This is a genomic window from Kribbella deserti, from assembly GCF_042434725.1.
Lineage (GTDB): Bacteria > Actinomycetota > Actinomycetes > Propionibacteriales > Kribbellaceae > Kribbella > Kribbella deserti.
This window is the reverse complement of the sequence record NZ_JBHLTC010000041.1, coordinates 173,630-194,972: the sequence shown is the minus strand read 5'-3', so window position 1 is coordinate 194,972 and position 21,343 is coordinate 173,630. Positions and strand designations below refer to the sequence as shown.

The window sequence follows — 21,343 nt, the reverse complement described above, 5'->3', positions numbered from 1 at the left end:
CAGGTAGCTGCCATGACCGGCACAGGCCGGGATTAGACCAGTCCTACAGCCAGCGGTTCCGCTTGAACAGTACATACAACGTTGCACACGCGGCGGCCATGACGGCCAGCACGACGAAATATCCGTACTGCGTACGGGTCTCCGGCATGTTCTTAAAGTTCATCCCGTAGACACCCGCGATCATCGTCGGCACGGCCAGGATCGCCACCCACGCGGAGATCCGGCGCATGTCCTCGTTCTCCGCGACCTGCACCTGGGCCAGGCCCGCCTGCAGGATCGAGGTGAGCAGTTCGTCGAACGAGGTGACCTGTTCCTTGACCCGCAGCAGGTGGTCGTCCACATCGCGGAAATAGGTCCGCGTCTCGTCGGTGATCAGTGGGTGCCGACGGAACGCCAGCACCCGCATCGGCGCGGTCAGCGGGGCCACCGCGCGTTTGAGTTCGAGCACCTCTCGTTTGAGCTGATAGACCCGCTCGATGTTGCGCCAGCCGCGCGGCGAGAACATCTCCACCTCGATCAGGTCGATATCGGCCTGGACCCGTTCGGCCACGTCGAGATAGGTGTCGACCACGTGGTCGGCGATGGCGTGCAGGACACCGCCCGGGCCGGCGGCCAGGCGATCCGGTTCGGCCTCGAGTTGCTGCCGGATGCCCTTGAGCTCGCTGTGATCGCCGTGCCGGATGGTGACCACGAAGCCGGTGCCGCAAAAGACCAGTACCTCGCCGGACTCGACCACCTCGGAGGTGTCGGTCAACGTCGTATGCGGCACATAGCGAACCGTCTTCAGTACGGCGAACAACGTCTCACCGCGATCGCCGTACAGCTCGACCTTGGGCCGTTGGTGGGCTTCCGCGGCATCTTCGAGCGCCAGTTTGTGCAGGCCGAACTCGGCGCCGACGGCCGCGAGCTGACGGACGTCCGGCTGGAACAGGCCGATCCATACGAAGCCGTCGCCCCGGCGGGCGTGGGCCAGCGCGTCGGCGTACGAGCTGATGTCGCGGTCGCGCCGGCCGTCGCGGTAGTACGCCCAGTCCACCAGCGCGCCGTCGAGCTTGCCGTCGCTGACGATGTCCACGACCGGCTCGGTGCCACGGCGGGAGGGGCGCGTGAAGACACGTCCTACCCGGCGTGTCGCCCCCATCTCCCACCTCCGTCCGGTTCTAGGCGCGAGGCTACAACGTGTCGTTCCCGCGCGTCGGGGATGATGGACGGGAGAGCTTGATGAGAGGAACGACGATGACCACGCAGGGCATGCCCTCGATGGACCCCAGGCCGAGCGGCTTCACGATCGGCACGTACGACACCTATCTGGAGGCGCAGCGAGCGGTCGACTACCTCTCCGACGAGAAGTTCCCGGTCGAGCACACCACCATCGTCGGCAACAACCTGCGTCAGGTGGAGAAGATCACCGGCCGGCTGACCTGGGGCCGTGCGCTCAGCGCGGGGCTGGCCAGTGGCGCCTGGTTCGGTCTGTTCGTCGGTTCGCTGCTCGCGATCTTCTCGCCCGAGGGTGCCAGCTGGATCGCCGCGCTGGTCACCGGTGTGGTGCTGGGCGCGATCTTCGGCATGATCTTCGGCGCCATCGGGTACGCCCAGCTCGGCGGCCGCCGCGACTTCACCTCGCGTACCTCGGTCGTCGCCACCACGTACGACGTGCTCTGCGACCACCGGTTCGCCGAGGAGGCCCGTAACCACCTGGCCAAACTGGCGCTCAAGGGCGAGGTCTCGCCGCGCCTGCCCGACCAGCGCCCGGAGCAGACCCCGGACCACATCCAGGGCCAGCCGGGCCAGTAAGTCAGGCCGGCGAGTCAGGGCCAGTGATCAAGGCAACACCGCGGGGGTGAGCGGCCCCACTCCACTACTGGGCCGGCTCCGGCAGCATGGGCCTACCCAGTGGTAACGGACCAGGAGGACGCGCATGCAGTTCGGACGTAGTTACGAGGAGTTCGAGGTCGGCGCCGTCTACAAGCACTGGCCCGGCAAGACGGTCACCGAGTACGACGACCACCTGTTCTGCCTGCTGACGATGAACCACCACCCGCTGCACCTGGACTCGAACTACGCCGAGCAGTCCACCCAGTTCAAGCAGAACGTGGTCGTCGGCAACTACATCTACTCGCTGCTGCTCGGCATGTCCGTTCCGGACGTGAGCGGCAAGGCGATCGCCAATCTGGAGATCGAGTCGTTGCGCCATGTCGCGCCGACCTTTCACGGCGACACGATCTACGGCCAGACGACCGTCCTGGACAAGTGGGAGTCCAAGTCCAAGGACGATCGTGGCGTCGTTTACGTCGAGACCAAGGGCTACAAGCAGGACGGCACGCTGGTCTGCGTTTTCAAGCGCAAGGTGATGGTTCCGAAGAACTCCTACCTCGAGGCCCGCGGCGGCGAGCAGCCCGGCCGTCCCACTTTGATCGAGCCCGACCCCAGCTAGTCGAGGAACAGCTCGATCACCGGTACGGCGACGTCCGGGCGCTGGATCGGCAGGTGCAGCGTGAGCGTGCCCTCGGGCTGTCCGCCCATCGTCGTGTTCTGCGCGGCCCGGTTCGGGTCCTCCACCGTCCGGAGGATCTCGGACGCGTCGTGCAGGAGTTGCGCGTAGCGGACCTTGCCGGCCAGTCCAGGCAGGTGCACGTGCTGCATCGGCCAAGCGAACAGGTGCAGGTACAAGCGGTTCCCGCGCTGGGTGTAGCGGCAGTCGGTCGGCGGCACGAATTCGCTTGGACCGGCCCCACGCACTGAGCGCTCGTGCTGCCGGAACCACCGGCCGATCTGGTCCAGCGTCGCGACGGCGCGTGAGTCGAACTCACCGCGTCCGGTCGGGCCAACATTCAGCAGCAGGTTCCCGCCCTTGGAGACCGAGTCGATCAGCATTCGCACCAGCAGGTCGGGCGACTTCCAGTCCAGGTTGTCCCGGTCGTAGCCCCAACTGCCGTTGAGCGTCTGGCAGGCTTCCCACACCACCGGCTTGCCGTCGCGGGTCATCGGCCCGGCGGGCTGGTACTGCTCCGGCGTGGTGAAGTCGCCGGGTACGTCGGCCCGGTCGTTCACCAGGATGCCCGGCTGCAACTCCCGAACCATGGCCAGCAGTTCCTCGGAACGCCAGTCGTCCTTACCCTTGCCGAACCCCGGCCGCCCGTCGTCGAACTTCCAGTCCGGGTACGAGAAGTCGAACCACAGGATGTCGATCGGCCCGTACCGCGTGAGTAGCTCCCGCACCTGCGCGTGCAGGTAGTCCGCGTACACACTGATGTCGCGGTCATCCGTCCCGGCCTGGTCCCGCTGCGGGTGGTTCACGTCGATCGGGAACTCCGGGTGATGCCAGTCGATCAACGAGTGGTAGAACCCGACCCCGAGGCCCTCGGCCCGGCAGGCGTCCACGAACGGCCCGATCAGGTCCTTGCCGTACGGCGTGTTCGCAACGGTGTAGTCCGTCACGGCCGAGTCCCATAGGCAGAACCCGTCGTGATGCTTCGTGGTCAGTACGACGTACCGCATTCCAGCCGCGCGAGCGGTTCGCGCCCAGGCCACCGGGTCGTACAGATCGGGGTCGAAGTGGTCGAAGTAGACCTGGTAGTCCTCGTCCGTCATGCGCTCACGGTTCTTGACCCACTCGTGCCGCGCGGGCAGTGCGTACAGCCCGAAGTGCACGAAGAGACCGAACCGCCAGTCGGTGAAGCTCACGCGTTCCTCCTTTTCGCCCACTTCAGTAGGCAAGGTCATCCGATCTCTATCTCACAGTAGGTCATAAACTCCTGGTTTTCGTTATAGTCTATCGCGACACATCGGATCTTTGACCAGAGGTTCAGGCGAAGGCCCGTGCGACGATGGAGCGGTGACCTCAGGCGAACGCGACGACAGACTCTGGCTGGTCCGGCACGGCGAGACCGAGTGGAGCAAAAACGGCCGCCACACCAGTACGACGGACCTGCCGCTGACCCCCGAAGGCGAGCGCATCGCCGCCTCGCTACGAGAGCGGTTGACCGCGCACTCGTTCGATCTCGTGCTCACCAGTCCGCGCGAACGGGCCCGCCGGACGGCGTTCCTGGCGGGCTTTCCCGACGCCGAGGTGGACGAGGACCTGGTCGAGTGGGACTACGGCAAGTACGAAGGCATTACCACGGTGGAGATCCGCGAAACCGTGCCCGGCTGGACCGTGTGGTCCGCCCCGACGCCGGGCGGCGAAACCCCGGCACAGGTGGCCACCCGGCTGGACCGGGTCAACCGCCGCATCGCCGCGGTCGACGGTGACGTTCTCGTTTTCGGCCACTCCCACGCGCTCCGCGCCCTGACCGCCCGCTGGCTCGAACTCGACGTCACCGAAGGCCGCCACTTCGTACTCGGCACCGCCACCATCTCCGTACTCGGCTGGGACCGCGGTTCCCCCGCCATCCACCACTGGAACAGCTGAGTCGCGGCTGGAGGCTCAGCCGGGCAGGGCTGGGATCAGCCGGGCAGGGCGTTCCATTGGGCGAGGGTGCTGGCCAGCAAGGTGGCCTTGGGCAACGCGTCGAACTCGTCGCGGTTGACGAAACGGGCGTCGCGGGCGTCGTCGCCGGGTTTCAGCGTGCCACCGGTTCGCTCCGCCTCGTAGTCGCGGATCAGGTAGAGCGTGCCGTTGGGGCCGTGGCGTTCGACGGTGCCGACCAGATCGCCCACCTCGATCGTGATTCCGGTCTCTTCGGCGACCTCGCGCACGACGGCCTCCGGATCCGACTCGCCCGGTTCCACCCGGCCGCCGGGCAGTGACCAGCTGCCCTCGTCCGGCGCGTGACCTCGCTGAATGAGCAACAGCCGGCGCTGCTCGTCGTACACCAGGGCGCCGACGCAGTCGACCGCCGAACGGTCCGGATCCGTGTCCATGGTGGAAAAGGGTAATTCTCGTCGGTGTGCGCCGATAGCATCAGTGGTGACACTTGTCCAGAGAAAGGACCGCGACCCCTCGTGCGCATCGACCTGCACACCCATTCGAACCGCTCGGACGGTACCGATCCGGTCGCCGATCTGATCGCCAAGGCGAAGCGGGAGGGCCTGGACGTGATCGCGGTCACCGACCACGACACGACCGACGGCTGGGTCGAGGGCCGGACCGCCGCCGAGGAGTTCGGTATCGGCTTCGTGCCGGGCATCGAGATCTCCTGCAAGCTGGACGGCACCAGCGTGCACCTGCTGGCGTATCTGCCCGACCCCTCGTTCGGGCCACTGGCCGATGAACTGACCCTGGTGCGCGAGGGCCGGACCGACCGGGTGCCCGCGATCGTGGCCCGCCTGAACGCGGCCGGCGTCGACCTGACCGTCGACCAGGTCCTCGCCCAGGCGACCGGCACGCCGTCCGTCGGGCGGCCGCATGTCGCCGACGCACTCGTTGCCAACGGCACCGTCGCGGATCGTGGTGAGGCGTTCGACCGGTTCCTGGCCGACGGCCGTCCCGGCCACGTCTCGCACTACGCGATCGATCCGGGCCGGGCGATCGAGCTCGTGCGCGCCGCCGGTGGTGTGCCGGTGATCGCGCATCCGTGGGGCCGGTCGAGCCATCGCGTGCTCAAGCCCGAGGTGATCGCCCGCCTGGTCGCCGATCACGGCCTGGCCGGGCTCGAGGTGGACCACCAGGACCACTCGCCGTCGTCGCGAGAGACGCTGCGCGGGATCGCGAACGACCTCGGCCTGATCATCACCGGATCCAGCGACCACCACGGCGCGGGCAAGGTCGACCATGACCTCGGGGTGAACACCACCGCCCCGGACCAGTTCGAGGCGCTTCTCGCGCTGGCGAAATCCAATGCCGCGGCAGGTGCGGCCAACCCACCAGAGGCCTACCTTCCGTGAACGATCTCATCAACCTCGGTCTGCTCTCGGAGGTCTTTGTCACGCTGTTCGTGATCATGGACCCGCCGGGCACGGTGCCGGTTTTCATCTCGCTGACCGCGGGCCAGTCCCGCGCGGTGCGCAAGAAGGCCGCCTGGCAGGCGGTGCTGGTCGCCTTCGGCGTGATCGTGGTGTTCGCCGCGTTCGGCCAGCAGATCCTGCACAACATGGGCATCACGCTGCCGGCGCTCCAGGCCGCGGGTGGTCTGCTGTTGCTGCTGATCGCGCTGCAGTTGCTGACCGATACCGCCGAGGACCCGGTCCAGACCAAGAACGTGAACATCGCCTTCGTCCCGTTGGGTACGCCGCTGCTGGCCGGCCCCGGCGCGATCGTGGCCACGATGGTCTTCGTACAGCGCGCCGACGGCGCGTTGCCGGATGTGCTCGCCATCTCGATCGGCATCGTGCTGATCCACTTCGTGATGTGGCTGACGCTGCGTTTCTCCGGCCTGATCATGAAGGTGCTCGGCGAGAACGGCGTCCTGCTGGTCACCCGGATCGCCGGTCTGCTGCTGAGCGCGATCGCGGTTCAGCTGGTCGCGGACGCCGTCGCGGACTTCATCCGGGCGGGCTGAGGCATGTTGCCTGGGATGCCGGCGCGGCTCTTCGTCGCCACCCCGACCAAGCTGCTGAACTTCGCCGACTGCAAGCGGAAGTACCGCTACACCTATCTCGAGACACCGCGCCCACCGAAGGGCCCGGCCTGGGCGCACAACACGGTCGGGGCCTCGGTGCACGAGACCCTCGCCGACTTCTGGCGCTGGCCCGCCGGACGCCGTACGGCGATGGAGGCTGTCAACCGGCTCCGGTCGAACTGGCGGCACGAGGGCTTTCGCGACGACGCCCAGTCGGCCCGTTGGCGCGAGCGTGCCGCCGACATGGTTGGCCTGTACCTGAAGGACATCGACCCGTACTTCGAACCGCGCGGCGTTGAACGCACGGTCTCGTTCACGACGGCCCGGGCGTCTTTGCGCGGCCGCGTCGACCGGATCGACGAACGGCCCGCGCGCGACGGCAGCGGCGGAACCGAACTGGCCATCGTCGACTACAAGACCGGCCGTCGCCCGCTGACCCCGACCGACGCGCGTTCCTCGCTCGCGATGGCGTTGTACGTGCTGGGCGCGCGTCGCGTGTTGCGCCGGGCGTGCACCCGCGTCGAGCTGCACCACCTGCCGACCAACACGATCGCCGCCGCGGACCATGACGAGGAATCGCTCGCGCGCCACCAGCGCCGGGCCGAGTCGATCGCCGACGACGCGGCCGCCGCCGAGGAGCGCTGGCATGCCGGTTTGACCCCGGCCGAGGCCGACGAGTTGTTCCCACCCGAGCCGTCTCCGCTCTGCGGCTGGTGCGATTTCGCTCGCGTCTGCCCGCAAGGCCGCCGCGCGGCGCCCACCAAGGAACCCTGGGCCGGCCTCGACGAAGGCGACGGTCCGCCCTTGGTTTCCGAGGACCTCTGACGGGGTGGAATCGAGTTGACGGTCTGACCTGGGCGGGCGTAGCGTCCCAGGTCTTCCTTTGACAACCGGCACGTGCTTCGTGCCCGAACAGTGGTGTCCGAACCCCCGGTCCTGACGGATTCGGGGCAGTTCTGCGTGTGCGCTCGCACCGGCCCACTGGTTTCGGCACCACGGATTGGAGGTCTGATGGGGCTGTACTGGTCGATCGCGTCACGCTCGTTTCGCCGCTTCTCGACCTACCGGGTAGCCACGGCGTCCGGGATCTTCACGAATACCGTGTTCGGCTTCATCTTCTGCGGGATCTACCTGACCCTATGGGATCTACGGCCGGGATTAGGTGGGTACGACGTCTCCCACGCGATCACGTTTGTCTGGCTGCAGCAGGGGTTGTTGATGCCTGTCGGGATCTTCGGCGCCTCCACTACCAGCGAACTGGCCGAGCGGGTCCGGACCGGCGAGATCGCGGTCGACCTCTACCGGCCGGCGCACCTGATGTCCTGGTGGCTGTCGATCGATGCCGGCCGGGCGGCTTACCAGTTGCTCGTACGCGGAGGAGTGCCGCTCCTGGTGGGCGGACTCGTTTTCGACCTGACCTTTCCGGCGGAGGCGGTGCAGTGGCTCGGGTTCGCTGTCGCGGTGACGTTCGGCATCCTGGTCAGCTTCGGATTGCGTTATCTGGTGGCGTTGTCGGGCTTCTGGATCACCGACTCGCGCGGTGTCGAGAACTTCGCGATGCTGCTCTCGCTGTTCTTCTCGGGCGCCATCCTGCCGCTGGTGGTCTTTCCAGGGGGCATCGGTGAGGTGGCCCGGTCGAGCCCCTGGGCGGCGACCTTGCAGGTGCCGATCGACATCTGGCTCGGGCGGACCACGGGCGGACTCGCCGGCGCGCTGTGGTTCCAGCTCGGCTGGATCGTCGTGCTGCTGGTGGCGGGATGGTGCGCGACCACGGTCGCGACCCGCCGGGTGGTGATCCAGGGTGGTTAGCCTGCGCCGTTTGACGTTGTGGCCGTCGCAGTACTGGATGCTGGTCCGGATGTGGATTCGCTCCGCGCTGGCCTATCCCTTGTCGTTTGCGCTGATGCTGATCAGCGGCATGCTCATCACCTGCACGGACTTCTTCGCGGTACTGATGATGTTCTCGCACATCACGGCCTTCGGTGGTTTCTCGCTGGGCGAGATGGCCGTCCTGTACGGCACGGCTGCGATGGCCCTCGGTATCGCGGACCTGCTCTTCGGCTCGGTCGAACGCGTCGGCCAGCGGATCCGCAAGGGCGAGGTCGACGTCTGGCTGATCCGCCCGGTACCGGCCTTCATCCAGGCCGCCGCGGACAACTTCGCCCTGCGCCGCCTCGGCCGTCCGATGCAGGCCACCGGCGTACTGATCTTCGCCCTGGTGTCGCTCGACCTCGACTGGACCGTGGGCAAGGCCCTGCTGCTCGGGTTGTCGATGATCACCGGCAGCATCATCTTCAGCACGATCTTCGTGCTCGGCGCGGCGTTTCAGTTCATCTCGATCGACTCGGCCGAACTGGCGAACTCGTTCACCTACGGCGGCCAGGCACTGACGCAGTACCCGCTGGCGATCTTCGGCAAGGAGATCCTGCGCGCGGTCACGTTTGTCGTACCGCTTGCCTTTGTCAACTACTACCCGGTGCTGCACGTGCTCGGAAAACCGGCGCCCCTGGGCCTGCCGTCGTGGACCGGCCTGCTGGCAGCACCCGTCGCCGCGCTGATGGTCGTGGTGGCATCCCTGGCCTGGCGGGGCGGACTCCGTCGATACCGAAGCACCGGGAGCTGAACCCATGCCTGTGATCGAACTCGAGAACGTATCCCGCGCCTTCACCGTGCGGTCCCGAACCGGTCTGCGCCGCACGAGCCGGGAGGTACGCGCCGTCGACGACCTGTCCTTCTCGGTCGAACCCGGCGAGATCGTCGGGTACATCGGCCCGAACGGCGCCGGTAAATCCACCACCATCAAAATGCTCACGGGCATCCTCGTCCCTTCGGGCGGCTCGATCCGGGTCGCGGGCGTGGACCCGTCGCGACACCGGCTGAAACTGGCCAAGCGCATCGGCGTGGTTTTCGGCCAGCGCACGACGCTGTGGTGGGACCTTCCGTTGCGCGACTCCTTCGCCGTACTGCGCCGGCTGTACGACGTCCCGAAGGCGCGTCATCAGGAGAACCTCGCCACCTTCGTGGACCTCCTGGACCTCGGCGACCTCCTCGACGTACCCGTACGGCAGTTGTCCCTCGGCCAGCGCATGCGCGGCGACATCGCGGCGGCCCTGCTGCACGACCCGGAGATCGTCTACCTGGACGAACCGACGATCGGCCTCGACATCATCAGCAAGACGCGGCTGCGCGAATTCCTCAACCAGGTCAACGCCGAACGCCGTACCACCGTCATCCTCACCACGCACGACCTCGACGACATCGAGGCCCTCTGCAACCGGGTGATGGTGATCGATCACGGCCACAAGGTCTACGACGGAACGCTCGAAGGCCTTCGCGCCAGCCAAGGCGCACCGCGCACCCTGGTGGTCGACCTGGCCACCTCGGCCGGCCCGATCAGCATCGACGGCGCCACCGTGCTCAAGGTGGACGGCCCGCGCCAGTGGCTCTCCTTCCCGGCCGGCACCTCCGCCGCCCCCTTGGTCGCCCAGGTCGCTGCCAACTACCCCCTGGTCGATCTCTCGGTCGCCGAACCAACCATCGAAGAGGTAATCGCCCGCATCTACGCCTCCTGATTCGCCTTCTGGACACCTTCCGGGCGGTGGCTAGTTCAGGTCGGCGACGGAGGCGGCAAAGACGGTCTCGGGGGAGAGCGCGCTGTCGTCGTCCTGCCAGTTGGCGAGCACGTCGGCAGAGCTCTCCTCGTCGACCAGGCCGACGTTCTCGGCGATGAGCCTGGTGGCTTCACCTACGCCGATCTCGGTGTAGCTGTAGTCACTGGTGAAGAAGTAGTCGTGGCGAAGTCCCTCGTTGCGATGGAACTTGCCGGTGTTGACCACGTAGGACCAGACGTCCTCGTCGATCAATGCCAGCACCCACACCACCCGGTCATCGTCCGTGGCCATAAAGAGCTTGGTCATGTGATCATCCTGCCGTCCTGGCCACCCCGCCGCGGAAACCGAGCCACGCGGCTCGACCGCTCCGCCACGCTCCCAGCCCTCACGACGGTCGAGCTGTCCGTTCCTGCGATGCGCCCGGCCTCCACGACGTTCGAGCTGACCGTTTGTGCGGCAGCGGGGCGCTCGGCGCGCGGGTTGGCCCGGCGGCCGTAGCAGCGGGCGGCGACCGGCGTACCGTGCAGCTCGGTGAACCGCTCGATCCCGGCCGGCAAGGCCATCGCGGCGGAGAGGCGGACGCACTCGCGGCGCGCCTGCTCGCGTTGCTGCCGGGGTTGTCGTGGATCGCGCTCTATCTCGTACAACCTGGTGGTCAGCGCCTTCACCTGAGCCGATTCGGGCGAATGGAACTGGACCTCCACCTGCTGCCGGCCGGGGTCTCGCATGATCACGTGCACTCCTTTGTACCGGCTTTGATCGACATACGAATGGTGGGCCGAATCGACCGTCCAGCCCTGCGCCACGAGGCGGCCCACCGTTGCGCGGGTGGAATCCACCAGGGTGTCCGGCGACGACGCCAGCACGGTGAAACGAAGCACGTCGTCGGTCAGCGCGGGCCGGTTCCGCTCGGCGGCGGTCCAGAACTTGCGGGCCAGCGAATCCGGCGCTTTGACCCGGTGGTCCAGCTGATGCGCGTGGTCGCCGGGCGGGATCGCCGATATCAAGGCGGCGGTCACGCGATCGTGCCGCCCGGCGGCGGATTGCAGCAGGTCGAGAGCCCGCGTGGTCGCGTGTGGACCGAAAGCGGCTGCCAGCTCAGCTTTCGTGGGCAGCGGATCGCCCCAATCGAGTGGATGTTGCCGCGACAGCTCGGCATGCAGCGCGGCGGGCTCGGGAAGGTGGTGAAGCGGACTCGGCATCGGAACCCCCTGGTGGTCTGGTGCCGAGAAAGTACTGGTCGAGGCCCTCGCTCCGGACGCCTTTCTTCCGCGCTGTGGATAAGCACCGGCCTGTGGAAAACGCGTCCGGCCCGAAGCCGCCGCAGGAGAAGGTGGGTGAAAAGTATGGCGAGCGGCCCAACCGGATGGGCCGCGGCGAGGTAGATAGGGTGTGGCAACGATGATCGATGAGCCGAGCGCGCTGACGGCTCCACCGGATGACGGACGCGAGTTCGTCGAGTGGGTCCGGCCGTACCTGTCCGCGATGGCCCGGCTGGCCTCGCGACTGGCGGTCGGCGCGGATCGCGACGACATCGTGCAGGAGGCGCTGGCGCGGGCGTGGTCGAAACGTCACCAATACGACGCGGACCGGGGCTCGCCCTCCGCCTGGCTGATGGCGATCACCGCCGACCAGGCGCGGAAGGCGGCGCGACGGCTGCGGCCGGTCGCCGAGCTCGATGACGAACGCGCCGAGGCCGAAGGCGATCCCGTCCGGCAGGCCGATCCGGATGCGCGGATCGATGTCGCCAACGCGCTGACCGGTCTTTCCGAGCGGCAACGGCTGGCGGTCGACTGCTTCTACTTCGCGGATCTGTCGGTTGCCGACACCGCCGCGGTGATGGGCTGCTCCGAAGGCACCGTCAAATCCACACTTTCCGACGCGCGGGCTCGCCTGCGTTCGATGCTGGAGGTCACCGAATGAACGCGCCCGACGAGGTCGACGACCTGCTGCGACGGGCCGGTGCGCAGTGGCGCGCCGGGCAACCGTCCCCGCCCGAGCCGGATCTGGCCCGCATCACTGGTGCGACGCGACCGGGGCGTGATGTCCGGCGCTGGGTGCCCGCGCTGGCGGCGGCGAGCGTCGCGGCCATCGCGATCGGCGCGCTGATCGTGCTGCCAGGCCGCGGTGGATCGGCTGGTCCGGCTTCACAGCCGCCCGCCGCAACGCCGAACGCCGGCGGTACCAGCGATGTGTCGGCGTTGACCGTTCGCGACGGTGATCTGGTCGAAGCCCAGGGCAAGGTCATCGCCGCGCCTGGCAAGCCCGTCATCTTCTGCGCTCCGTTCGCGCAAACGGTGATCAGAAACGTGCCGGCCGCCAATCCAGTACCTACCTGCCCGGCTGGTCATCGCGTGGTCCTTACCGGTCTGGACGTCGGCAAACTGACCGATGTGATCCAAGGCGTTCGGTTCGACTCGGTGCGCATCATCGGTACCTGGCTCGGCGGCACGATCGCCGTCCAGCAGCAGTTGCCCGTCGAGCCGGAAACGTCCGGTCCGGGCGACGATCCGGCGGACGCATTTCTCAACCAGGTTCCCTGCGAGCGGCCCGACGGCGGATGGAAGCCCGGCAACCACCAGATCCCCGCGACCGTTTCGGCGTACGTGAGCCAGAGGCCGGATCAGCTGGCCGAGCTCTGGATCGGCTGGCCAGAGGGCACCGGCAGTACGCCCGGCTCAATCGCGGCCGGCAAGCCGAGCGTCGCCGTGGTCGAGGTCGTGCAAGGTGACGTCGACCAGGTCCGGGCTGACCTGGCGAAGCTGTTCAGCGGGAACCTCTGCGTCGTGCCTGGGCGGTTCAGCCAGACCACCAGTCGAACAGTGCAGAACCAGCTGGCCAAGCTCGTCGGCGATCCGCGCATGGGCATCAGTACTGCCGGTTCAATGATGGGCAACCGCCCAGCCACGGTCGAGCTGACGGTCGTCACCAACAACGTGCTGGCAGCGCTCAGCCCCATCGGCCTGGACAAGCTCGACCTCAGGCCGGCGGTCCGCCGCATCCGCTGACAAGCCGCCCGACCGAAAGCTGCTCGACCCAAGAGCCGCTCGACCGAGACCCCGCTACGGGCATTCGGTCGGGCGGCCCTTTCGAGCGCCATCGAAACGATGCCGCCGCACGCCATCCCCATGCGATCGTGATCCCGACGTGACTCGGGGCCGCTAGTGAGGATGACGGTGATCGTTGTGCGCTTAAACGGAAGACGGCTCCTACTCGCATCGTTGGCGGCGGTGATCGCACTGCCATTGACCGCGATGGCCTCCACGGCCGAACCAGCCGGCGGCACAACGCAGGAGCCACCGGCCCTGCCGACGCAGCAGGCGGCCGCCGACGGCCCGGCCGAGAAGGCGAAGCAGACCGGAAAACCGGTCGAGCTGGTCGACCGGCGGACCGAAACCCAGCAGGTATTTGTCGAGCCATCGGGCAACCACCGTCTCGAGCAGTACGCGCACCCGGTCCGCGCCCGCAAGGGCACCGGCTGGGCGCCGATCAACACCACGCTGAAGGTTCAGCCCGACGGCACGGTCCGGCCGGTATCGACCGTGATCGACCTCCGGCTGTCCGGTGGTGGCGACGGCAAGAAGCTGGTCGCCATCGGCGAGAACGGCGGCCAGGTCCGGATGGGCTGGCACGGGCGACTGCCCAAGCCGGTGCTCACCGGTGACACCGCGACGTACCCAGAGGTCCTGCCCGGGGTCGACCTGCGGATCCGCGCCAGCTCGACCGGATTCGGGCAGGTGCTGGTGGTCAAGAACCGCCAGGCCGCGCTCAACCCAGCTCTGCGCCAGGTCCGTTTTCCCCTCATGGGCGCGGGCTTGAGCCTGACGACAAAACCTGACGGTACGACGATCGCCAAGGACGGCAAGGGCCGAACCGTCTTCACGGCCGGATCCGCCGTCATGTGGGACACCCCGGCGCCCTCCGCCGAAGCGACCGAGAAGGCCGCCGCCGCGAAGATTGACGGTTCGTCCGCCTCCAAGCACGCCACTATCGCGACCAAGCGGTTGGGCCAGGACCTGGTGATCACGCCGGACGTCGCGCTGCTCACCTCCCCGGCCACGCGGTTCCCGCTGTACATCGACCCGAGCGTGGCCAGCGGCGCGTACCTGTGGACCCACGTCAACCAGATGGCGCCTGACCAGTCCTACTGGAACTACGACCGCGGTGAAGGTGCGAAGGTCGGCCTGTCGTGGGACCTGGCCGTTCGGTACCGCTCGTTCTTCCAGATGCACACCGGCGTGATCGGTGGCGCGCGCGTCATCGGCGCGTCGTTCGACATCGTGCTCGACCACAGCCCGTCCGGCTCGGCGACACCGACGGACCTGCACGCGAGCCGCGCGATCGACCCGGGCGCTCCGCTGACCTGGAACAACTCCGGCGGTCACTGGATCGGCTATCTCGCCTCGGCGAGCGGAAACGCCTGGACCAACGGCGGCCAGCCCGACATGGGTATGCGCTTTGCCGGGCCCAACCTGCATAACCTCGTACAGACCGCAGCGAACAACAAGACCCCGACGCTGGCGTTCGCGCTGCGAGCGCCCGACGAGGGCAACAAGTACCAGTGGAAGAAGTTCCACCCTGGCACGGCGAAGCTCGTTGTCACGTACAACAACGTTCCCCGCGCTCCTATCAAGGTGAACTTCTCCCGGCCACGCCCGTGCGGTACGGCGGCCGCGCCGGTGCTGATTTCCACCACCCAGCCGTCGTTCGCCGCGGTGGCAAGTGATCCCGACAACGACAACATCGTCAGCCGGTTGCTGATCCGCCGGGCCTCCGACAACGTTCTCGAATACGAGCTCGACTCCAGTCCGACGACGTCCGGGGCAGCCTTCGCCTGGCCGCAGGTTCCGGCCGGTGAGCTGGCCAACGGCGGCACGTACTACTTCACCGCTCGCAGCGACGACCGAGTGGCCGACGATGGCGCGGACTTCGGTCCGGAGAGCGGCAGGTGCTACTTCAAGGTCGACGGCGTAAAGCCTCTGACACCGTCTCTGAGCTCCACCGACTTCCCTGACGCCGAGCCGATGCTCAACGTGGGCGAGCCCGGCGTAGTGACGGTCAAGCCGGCCGCCACGGACACGGACGTGGCCGAGTACCTCTACGGGTTTCAGCAGGACAAGGTCACCTTGCGGATCCGAGCCGGCTCGGACGGCTCGGCGAACATCCCGCTGACGGTGTGGCCTGGCGCGGACAATGTGCCGCAGAAGCGCTTGTACGTGAAAGCGGTCGACAAGGCGGGCAACGTCAGTGACGCGACCCGCGCCTGGGACCTCAGCGCATACGAGCTCCCCCCGGGTACGCCGGTTCCGCACGTGCGCGGCGACATCAACGGGGACGGCCGGGCCGATCTCAACGCGGTGCTCGATCACGGCTTCGGCCGTACGACGGTCTGGAACATTCCAGCCAAGGCCGGCGGCTTCTACACGGGCAATATCGCCTTCGACACGGGCGACAGCGGTGGCTTCGCGCTCTACCGGACCCGCCAGGTGCAGGGCGATTTCGATGGCGACGGCCGGGCCGACGAGGCCTTGTTCCGTGAGGAGGCCGGTCGCCGGGTCGCGCTCTACATCCTGAAGTCCGACGGCAACCGGTACGACGCCGCCTCCACGCCGGTCTGGCACAGCGGTGGCGCGGCCTGGGCGTTGAGCACGGCCCGGGTGTTCTCCGGTGACGTCAACGGCGACAACAAGGCCGACATCGCGGTCCAGCTCAACAACGGCAACGGCACCTGGAAGCTCGACCTGTTCCTGGGCGGTAACCTGGGCGCCCCGGTGACGTGGATCGCGGCCGGTGCGGGCCAGTGGGCGCAGAGCGCGCCGCTGCTCGCGGACATCGACGGTGACAACAAGGACGACCTGGTCAACATGAAGAACGCCGGGGCGTGCCGCACGGTGACGGACTACTTCAAGTCCAGCGGTACCGCCTTCGCGAGTACGCCGGTCCAGCTCAACGACAGCGCGTCGTACTGCTGGGACCGCAGCAAGCCGGTGGTAGGCGACGTGGACGGTGACGGTCTCGACGACATCGTCGCGATGTACGAGAACGGCGCCTCCGACACCTCGCTGAAGGTCTTCCGCTCGACTGGTACCGCCTTGACGCTCGGCGAGTGGTGGCGTGACCCGAGCCGGTTCGACCCGTCGAAGGCCGCGCTGAGCGTGGGGGACTACACGGCCGACAAGAAGGATGACGTTGGGCTGGTCTACTCACTGGATGGCGGCGGCCGCGAGGTCCTCACGCTGGCCTCGACCGGTACGGCGTTCGCAGCGCCTGTAACCGGCTGGAAGGAGACGGCCGTCGGCGCCAGCACCGGGCCCAAGTTCGACATCGAGCACCGGACGTACGAGTTGGTCGCGCGGCACAGCGGTCGCTGCCTGGACGTGTGGAACGCAAGCCAGACCGATCCCGCGCCGCTGGTCCAGCACGACTGCCTGAACGGGCTCAACCAGCGGTTCCGGCTGCAGCAGATCGCCGGCACGGAGCAGTTCGAACTGCGCATGGTGCACGGCGACGGCCGGGCGGTTGACGGACTGGCCCGCTGCGCTGACGTCGAGGACCAGCTGGTTGACGACAACCGGCCGCTGCTGCAGTGGAAGTGTGCCGGTCAGGCCAACCAGCAGATGACCCTGGAGTACGTCGAGGGCAGCAGCTATGACACGGTCGTCCGGCTCAAGTTCGCCCATAGCGGTAAGTGCGCGGGCGTTCGTGATGGTGCGCTCGGCAACGGCGCGGCAGTCGTCCAGCAGACGTGTGCGGCGGTGGCGAGCCAGCAGTGGGTGTTGCGCGCCGCGCTGAACGCCAACCAGCTCAACAACCGTTACCGGATCAGTGCGGTCAACGGCGGCAAGGTCGTCGATATCGCGAACTGCGTGATGACCGAGGGCCAGAACGCCCGGATGTGGGACTGGGTCCCGGGAAGTCCGTGTGAGGTCTGGACCTTCAAGCCGCTCGGCGACGACATCTACAACATCGTGGCGCCGTCCACGGGACAGATGCTTCAGGTCGAAGGCTGTTCCCAGACGAACGCGGCACCGGTGGAGATCCTGCAGGCAGGCGGATCCGATTGCCAGCGCTGGCGGGTTGAACCGGCCGCTGGCGGTAGCTGGTCGATCCACGAGGTCAAGACCGGAAAGTCGTTCGACGTGGCTGGCTGTAGTTCGGCGGCTGGGGCGAACCTAATCGTCTGGCCGTACTGGAACGGCTCGTGCCAGCGGTTCGTGTTGGACGTCTTCTAATGGCGCGCCGGGGCGGTCTGCTACTTAGCGCGCTTGCTGCGGTTGCAGTGCTGGGTACGACGCTGCAGGGTCCTGTTGCGGTTTCGGCCGCTTCAGCCCCGGCGCCGTCCAGCGCGGCGCAGGATCTGCCTGCGAGACCTAATACGCTCCGGAACCCGCTGCGCGAGAACGCGGCGGATCCGTGGATGGTCTACGAGAACGGCAACTACCACCTGCTCTACACGCACGGAGACAGGCTGGTGGGTGCGAGCGCCGCATCCGTTACCGGCCTGTCGACCGCGCCCCAGCAGACTCTGTGGACTCCGCCGCCCGGAGAGGCCTGCTGCAACCTCTGGGCTCCGGAGATCCACAAGCTGAACGGTAAGTGGTACCTCTACTACACGGCCGACGACGGGCACGACGGCAATCACCGGATGTTCGTGCTGGAGTCGGACCAGCCGATGGGCCCGTATGTCTTCAAGGCCAAGCTGGACACCGGCCCCTTCCACTCCATCGACGGCACCGTGCTGAAGTTGCCGGACGGCCGCCTGTTCCAGGTCTGGTCCAGTGGCCGTCACGACGGGCAGCACCTGTACATCGCCCCGATGAGCGATCCGTGGACTATCAGCGGTCCACCGGTTCTGCTCGCCAAAGCCGACCAGCCATGGGAACGCCACGGCCGGCTGGTGGTGGAAGGTCCGGTCGCGTTGATCAAGAACGGTCGCGTATTCCTCTACTACTCGGGCAGCGCCTGCGAGACGCCTGACTACGCACTAGGCGTGCTAGAGCTCACAGGCTCCGACGTACTCTCGCCCTCTTCCTGGACCGAGTCGCCGACTGCGCAGTTCCGCCGCAACGACGCGGGCTGGGTCTTCGGGACTGGGCACAACGGCTTCTTCACCTCGCCAGACGGTACGGAGACGTGGATCGTCTACCACGGTGTGACGAGCTCGTCCGGCGCAGTCGTTGGCAGCTGCAGTGCAGGTCGTTCGATCCGGATCGGCAAGGTCACCTTCGATGCCACTGGCCGCCCGCAGCTCGGTGAACCCAAAGCGGCCTGGCAGTCGATCTCGTTGCCCTCGGGCGATCCCGGGGCCGACATTGTTGCTGACGGCACTTACAAGCTCTTGCCGAGGAACAACCCGGCAAACGCCCTTGATGTGATCGGCTGCTCCACCCAGGACGCTGCCAACGTACGGCTCTGGCTGGACGTCGGCAGTCCTTGCCAGAAGTGGAAGGTCGAGTACCTCGGGGACGGCTCCTACAAGCTGCTAGCGAGCCACAGTGGCAAAGCCCTCGACGTAGCTGGGTGCTCCGCGGAGAACAACGCGGACGTCATCCAGTGGCCTTACTGGGGTGGCGACTGCCAGAAGTGGTACCTGGACGCGTTACCCGACGGGCACTACAAGATCACCTCGAAGGTCGGTGGAAAGGCTCTAGACGTCTCAGCGTGCTCGACCGCCCATGGCGCCGACGTACGGGTCTGGCCGTACTGGGGCGGTTTCTGCCAGCAGTGGAAGCTAGTACGGGTGTGAGGCGGTTAGCAGCGGCATTGACCGGTCTGGGAGGACCTGCGTAAGGAGTTCACCCACTGGCGAAGGCCGCCGGATCCACATGCTGGGCATGGAATCATCTGTCGGCATCGCGAGCCAAAATCCCTTGTATATAAGGCGTCTGGGTTTGGCTCTACGGGATTGCTTGTCTACAATCGAATACATGTTCGATGTTGCGCTTGCTGGCCTCGGTCCCGAGGAGATCCTCTCCTTCGGGGCAGAGTGCCATGCGGTGCGAGAAGAGGCAGACGCGTACTTCTTGGCGACGGTCTCGGCCTATGCCCACCACCACACCGAACTTGTTGCTGCCTCGGACACACAGGGCCTACCCGAGACCGTCGAAGGCTCGGAACGGTTGAAGGTGTACGGCGGTGAGGGCTGCCCGGGCGTCGGGGAGTTCGCCGTGCTGGAGCTTGGCTGCCGCTTCGGATTGTCGCCAGGTGCCGCGTCGGATCTCGTCAGCGAGGTGCTCGCTCTGCAGTACCGGTTGCCACGAACGTGGCGGCGGGTGATGGCCGGCGAGGCGATCGCCTGGCGTGCGCGGAGAATCGCCCGCGCCTGCATGTCGCTGTCCCAGGAAGCGGCGGCGCTGGTGGATCGCCGCGTCGAGGCGCTGGTGAATTCGCTGACGCCGAGACGCCTGATGATGATCGTGAAGGCCGCCATGATGGAGGCCGATCCGGAGCTGGCCAAGGCCGCCGCGGACCTGGCCGCGCGCTCGCGTGGCGTGTGGATCGGACGCTCCGACAACAACGGTACGAAGACGGCCGCGGTCCGCGCCTCCACCGGCGACATCGCCCGCTTCGACGCCATCCTGCAGGAAGTCGCCGACCTCCTCGCGTCCTTCGGCGACCGCGATTCCGTCGACGAACGCCGCGCCAAAGCCCTCGGCTGGCTAGCCGACCCCCGCGCCGTCCTCGAGCTCCGCAACGAACGCCCAACCGCACCGCCACCCGACCCCGCCACACCCACAACCGCCACTCCCACACGTGCGCCCGCAACCGCTACTCCTGCGCGTGCGCCCGCAACCGCTACTCCTGCGCGTGCGCCCGCAACCGCCGCTGCTGGCCACGAGGTGCACTCCGATGAGCAGCCGGGCGTCGATAGCTGCGCGGACGCTGACGACCGTGTGGACGTTGACGACCGTGTGGACGTTGAGGCGAACGCAACCGATGGTGCGGACGAGCGGACCGATCAAGTGGCGCAGCGGCTCGCTGACGTGAAGGACCGGGCACGCGCTCTGGAACGCCAGGAGGCGCGCCAAGCCGGAAGGCCACTGAGGGGAGGAGTAGGCGGCGGGGGATATCCCACGATCTACGTGTTCCTCAGCGATCTCACCTTGGCTGAAGGGGAGGGAGTCGTGCGCGTTGAAGGGTTCGAGTCGCACCTTGCCTCACAAGTACGCGAACTAGTGGGCCACGACAAGGTGATCGTCAAGCCGGTCATCGACTTGCGAGAGCAGGTGAGCGTGGACGCATACGAAATCCCGCAGCGAATCCGGGACCGGGTCCGCCTGCTGAACCCGATCAGCCCGTTCCCCTGGTCCAACGCTGAGACCACCCTGCGTACCGACCTTGACCACATCGAGCCGTACGACAAAAACGGCCCGCCAGGCCAAACCAACGACCACAACCTGGCGCCACTGCCGCGAACGCCCCACCGAGCCAAAACCCTCGGCGGCTGGCGGTACAGCCGCCTGCCCGACGGCTCCTACGAATGGGTCACCCGAGCCGGCGCCGTATACCGCGTAGACCACACCGGCACCCACCGCATCACCATCCCCTGCCCTCCCGCACCCGGCTCTGCCACGCTTCGACCGTCCGCGCCCGGCTCTGCGACGTCACGCCCGGCCGCACCTGGTCCTGTGGCGCCGGGCTCTGCCGCGCCTCGCCCTGCGGCGTCCAGACCTTCTGCGTCCCGGCCGTCCGAGCCAAGCCCCGCCACGTCCCGTCCATCCACACCTGGTCCTGCTGTGCCTCGCCTTTCCGCGCCTGGCTCTGCGCCCCGACCACCCGCGCCCCGCTCTTCTGAGGCCCGTCCACCCGTCCAGCCCCCGCCTCCGCCCCCGCGCCCGCGTGAGACGCAACCTCCTGATTCGCGGTCGGCCCTTGTCCGCGCGCCCGTTCGCCGGTCCAACCAACGCAACCAACGCAACCAACGCAAGCGGTCCAACCGGTCTCGGCGGCCTTCGCGTACCACCGGGGGCGGCTAGTGGGGAGCCGTCGTACCGGTGGATGGGCCGCCAGGGATGTCTGGCGAACCGGCCAGTCCGCTCGACCGTTCGCGAAGGCCTGCTCCGCAGCGCGTGGCCAGCAGCGGGAACAGCGAGGGCTGGCGTCCCTCACCCGCGTCGGGGAGCGCCGAGGTCCCGGATCGTCGTTGAAGTGCGTGCGCGAACCGGCGGTGATACCTCGGCTACTAGTGAGGACCTGTACCGGACCGGAAGCGTCGGGACTGGATCTTCGCTG

At 67.4% G+C, this 21,343-nt stretch carries 19 protein-coding genes; 14 read left to right on the top strand and 5 right to left on the bottom strand.

Annotation, left to right across the window (positions count from 1 at the left end; all coding sequences use genetic code 11):
• Nucleotides 1-43 precede the first annotated feature (43 nt).
• Nucleotides 44-1,141, bottom strand: coding sequence for a magnesium and cobalt transport protein CorA (locus tag ACFFGN_RS33925; RefSeq protein WP_380056617.1), 1,098 nt, complete (start codon nucleotides 1,139-1,141; stop codon nucleotides 44-46).
• 80 nt (nucleotides 1,142-1,221) lie between these two features.
• On the opposite strand from ACFFGN_RS33925, the gene ACFFGN_RS33920 reads away from it, so the two are divergent.
• Entirely contained in the window at nucleotides 1,222-1,794 is a 573-nt protein-coding gene (locus tag ACFFGN_RS33920) for a YflT domain-containing protein (protein WP_380056614.1), read from the top strand.
• Nucleotides 1,795-1,918: 124 nt separating this feature from the next.
• The gene (locus tag ACFFGN_RS33915; protein WP_380056611.1) at nucleotides 1,919-2,434 is read left to right on the top strand and encodes a MaoC family dehydratase; all 516 of its coding nucleotides are present in this window, start codon (nucleotides 1,919-1,921) and stop codon (nucleotides 2,432-2,434) included.
• Here the strand turns inward: ACFFGN_RS33915 and ACFFGN_RS33910 are convergent.
• Nucleotides 2,431-3,684, bottom strand: coding sequence for an alpha-L-fucosidase (locus ACFFGN_RS33910; RefSeq protein ID WP_380056609.1), 1,254 nt, complete (start codon nucleotides 3,682-3,684; stop codon nucleotides 2,431-2,433). The two genes, ACFFGN_RS33915 and ACFFGN_RS33910, sit on opposite strands and share 4 nt — an antisense overlap.
• Nucleotides 3,685-3,835: 151 nt before the next feature.
• On the opposite strand from ACFFGN_RS33910, the gene ACFFGN_RS33905 reads away from it, so the two are divergent.
• Nucleotides 3,836-4,411: a histidine phosphatase family protein gene (locus ACFFGN_RS33905; protein WP_380056607.1), complete on the top strand. Its 576-nt coding sequence runs from the start codon at nucleotides 3,836-3,838 to the stop codon at nucleotides 4,409-4,411.
• A gap of 35 nt (nucleotides 4,412-4,446) precedes the next feature.
• Here ACFFGN_RS33905 and ACFFGN_RS33900 read toward each other — a convergent pair whose 3' ends face one another.
• Entirely contained in the window at nucleotides 4,447-4,863 is a 417-nt protein-coding gene (locus ACFFGN_RS33900; RefSeq protein ID WP_380056605.1) for an NUDIX hydrolase, read from the bottom strand.
• Between the two features lie 81 nt (nucleotides 4,864-4,944).
• On the opposite strand from ACFFGN_RS33900, the gene ACFFGN_RS33895 reads away from it, so the two are divergent.
• The 6 genes from ACFFGN_RS33895 (at nucleotide 4,945) to ACFFGN_RS33870 (ending at nucleotide 10,072) form a co-directional block, all read left to right on the top strand.
• Nucleotides 4,945-5,826 (top strand): PHP domain-containing protein, encoded by an 882-nt coding sequence (locus ACFFGN_RS33895; protein ID WP_380056603.1) that lies wholly within the window; start codon nucleotides 4,945-4,947, stop codon nucleotides 5,824-5,826.
• Complete coding sequence (locus tag ACFFGN_RS33890; RefSeq protein ID WP_380056601.1) at nucleotides 5,823-6,440, top strand: MarC family protein; 618 nt, start codon at nucleotides 5,823-5,825, stop codon at nucleotides 6,438-6,440. The genes ACFFGN_RS33895 and ACFFGN_RS33890 overlap by 4 nt, the downstream gene beginning before the upstream one ends.
• A gap of 15 nt (nucleotides 6,441-6,455) precedes the next feature.
• Nucleotides 6,456-7,325 carry a RecB family exonuclease gene (locus ACFFGN_RS33885; protein ID WP_380056598.1) on the top strand — a complete coding sequence of 290 codons (870 nt, stop codon included), beginning with the start codon at nucleotides 6,456-6,458 and terminating at the stop codon, nucleotides 7,323-7,325.
• A gap of 186 nt (nucleotides 7,326-7,511) precedes the next feature.
• Complete coding sequence (locus ACFFGN_RS33880; RefSeq protein ID WP_380056595.1) at nucleotides 7,512-8,309, top strand: ABC transporter permease; 798 nt, start codon at nucleotides 7,512-7,514, stop codon at nucleotides 8,307-8,309.
• Nucleotides 8,310-8,319: 10 nt separating this feature from the next.
• Nucleotides 8,320-9,123, top strand: coding sequence for an ABC transporter permease (locus tag ACFFGN_RS33875; RefSeq protein WP_380056592.1), 804 nt, complete (start codon nucleotides 8,320-8,322; stop codon nucleotides 9,121-9,123).
• A gap of 4 nt (nucleotides 9,124-9,127) precedes the next feature.
• Nucleotides 9,128-10,072, top strand: coding sequence for an ABC transporter ATP-binding protein (locus tag ACFFGN_RS33870; RefSeq protein WP_380056589.1), 945 nt, complete (start codon nucleotides 9,128-9,130; stop codon nucleotides 10,070-10,072).
• A gap of 30 nt (nucleotides 10,073-10,102) precedes the next feature.
• Here the strand turns inward: ACFFGN_RS33870 and ACFFGN_RS33865 are convergent, their stop codons facing one another.
• Both ACFFGN_RS33865 and ACFFGN_RS33860 read right to left on the bottom strand, forming a co-directional pair.
• Entirely contained in the window at nucleotides 10,103-10,417 is a 315-nt protein-coding gene (locus ACFFGN_RS33865) for a hypothetical protein (protein WP_380056586.1), read from the bottom strand.
• The gene (locus tag ACFFGN_RS33860; RefSeq protein WP_380056584.1) at nucleotides 10,414-11,313 is read right to left on the bottom strand and encodes a hypothetical protein; all 900 of its coding nucleotides are present in this window, start codon (nucleotides 11,311-11,313) and stop codon (nucleotides 10,414-10,416) included. The genes ACFFGN_RS33865 and ACFFGN_RS33860 overlap by 4 nt, the downstream gene beginning before the upstream one ends.
• 199 nt (nucleotides 11,314-11,512) lie before the next feature.
• Here ACFFGN_RS33860 and ACFFGN_RS33855 point away from each other — a divergent pair, with 199 nt between their 5' ends.
• The 5 genes from ACFFGN_RS33855 to ACFFGN_RS33835 all read left to right on the top strand — a co-directional run bounded on the left by ACFFGN_RS33855 (nucleotide 11,513) and on the right by ACFFGN_RS33835 (nucleotide 21,087).
• The gene (locus ACFFGN_RS33855) at nucleotides 11,513-12,034 is read left to right on the top strand and encodes an RNA polymerase sigma factor (RefSeq protein ID WP_380056581.1); all 522 of its coding nucleotides are present in this window, start codon (nucleotides 11,513-11,515) and stop codon (nucleotides 12,032-12,034) included.
• Nucleotides 12,031-13,119, top strand: a complete 1,089-nt coding sequence (locus tag ACFFGN_RS33850; RefSeq protein WP_380056579.1) for a hypothetical protein — start codon at nucleotides 12,031-12,033, stop codon at nucleotides 13,117-13,119. The genes ACFFGN_RS33855 and ACFFGN_RS33850 overlap by 4 nt, the downstream gene beginning before the upstream one ends.
• 222 nt (nucleotides 13,120-13,341) lie before the next feature.
• The gene (locus tag ACFFGN_RS33845) at nucleotides 13,342-17,343 is read left to right on the top strand and encodes an RICIN domain-containing protein (RefSeq protein ID WP_380056576.1); all 4,002 of its coding nucleotides are present in this window, start codon (nucleotides 13,342-13,344) and stop codon (nucleotides 17,341-17,343) included.
• Nucleotides 17,343-18,857 carry a family 43 glycosylhydrolase gene (locus tag ACFFGN_RS33840; protein ID WP_380056574.1) on the top strand — a complete coding sequence of 505 codons (1,515 nt, stop codon included), beginning with the start codon at nucleotides 17,343-17,345 and terminating at the stop codon, nucleotides 18,855-18,857. The genes ACFFGN_RS33845 and ACFFGN_RS33840 overlap by 1 nt, the downstream gene beginning before the upstream one ends.
• Before the next feature lie 181 nt (nucleotides 18,858-19,038).
• A complete protein-coding gene (locus tag ACFFGN_RS33835) occupies nucleotides 19,039-21,087 on the top strand; it encodes a 13E12 repeat family protein (protein ID WP_380056571.1) in 2,049 nt (682 codons plus the stop codon).
• The last annotated feature ends 256 nt before the right edge of the window (nucleotides 21,088-21,343 follow it).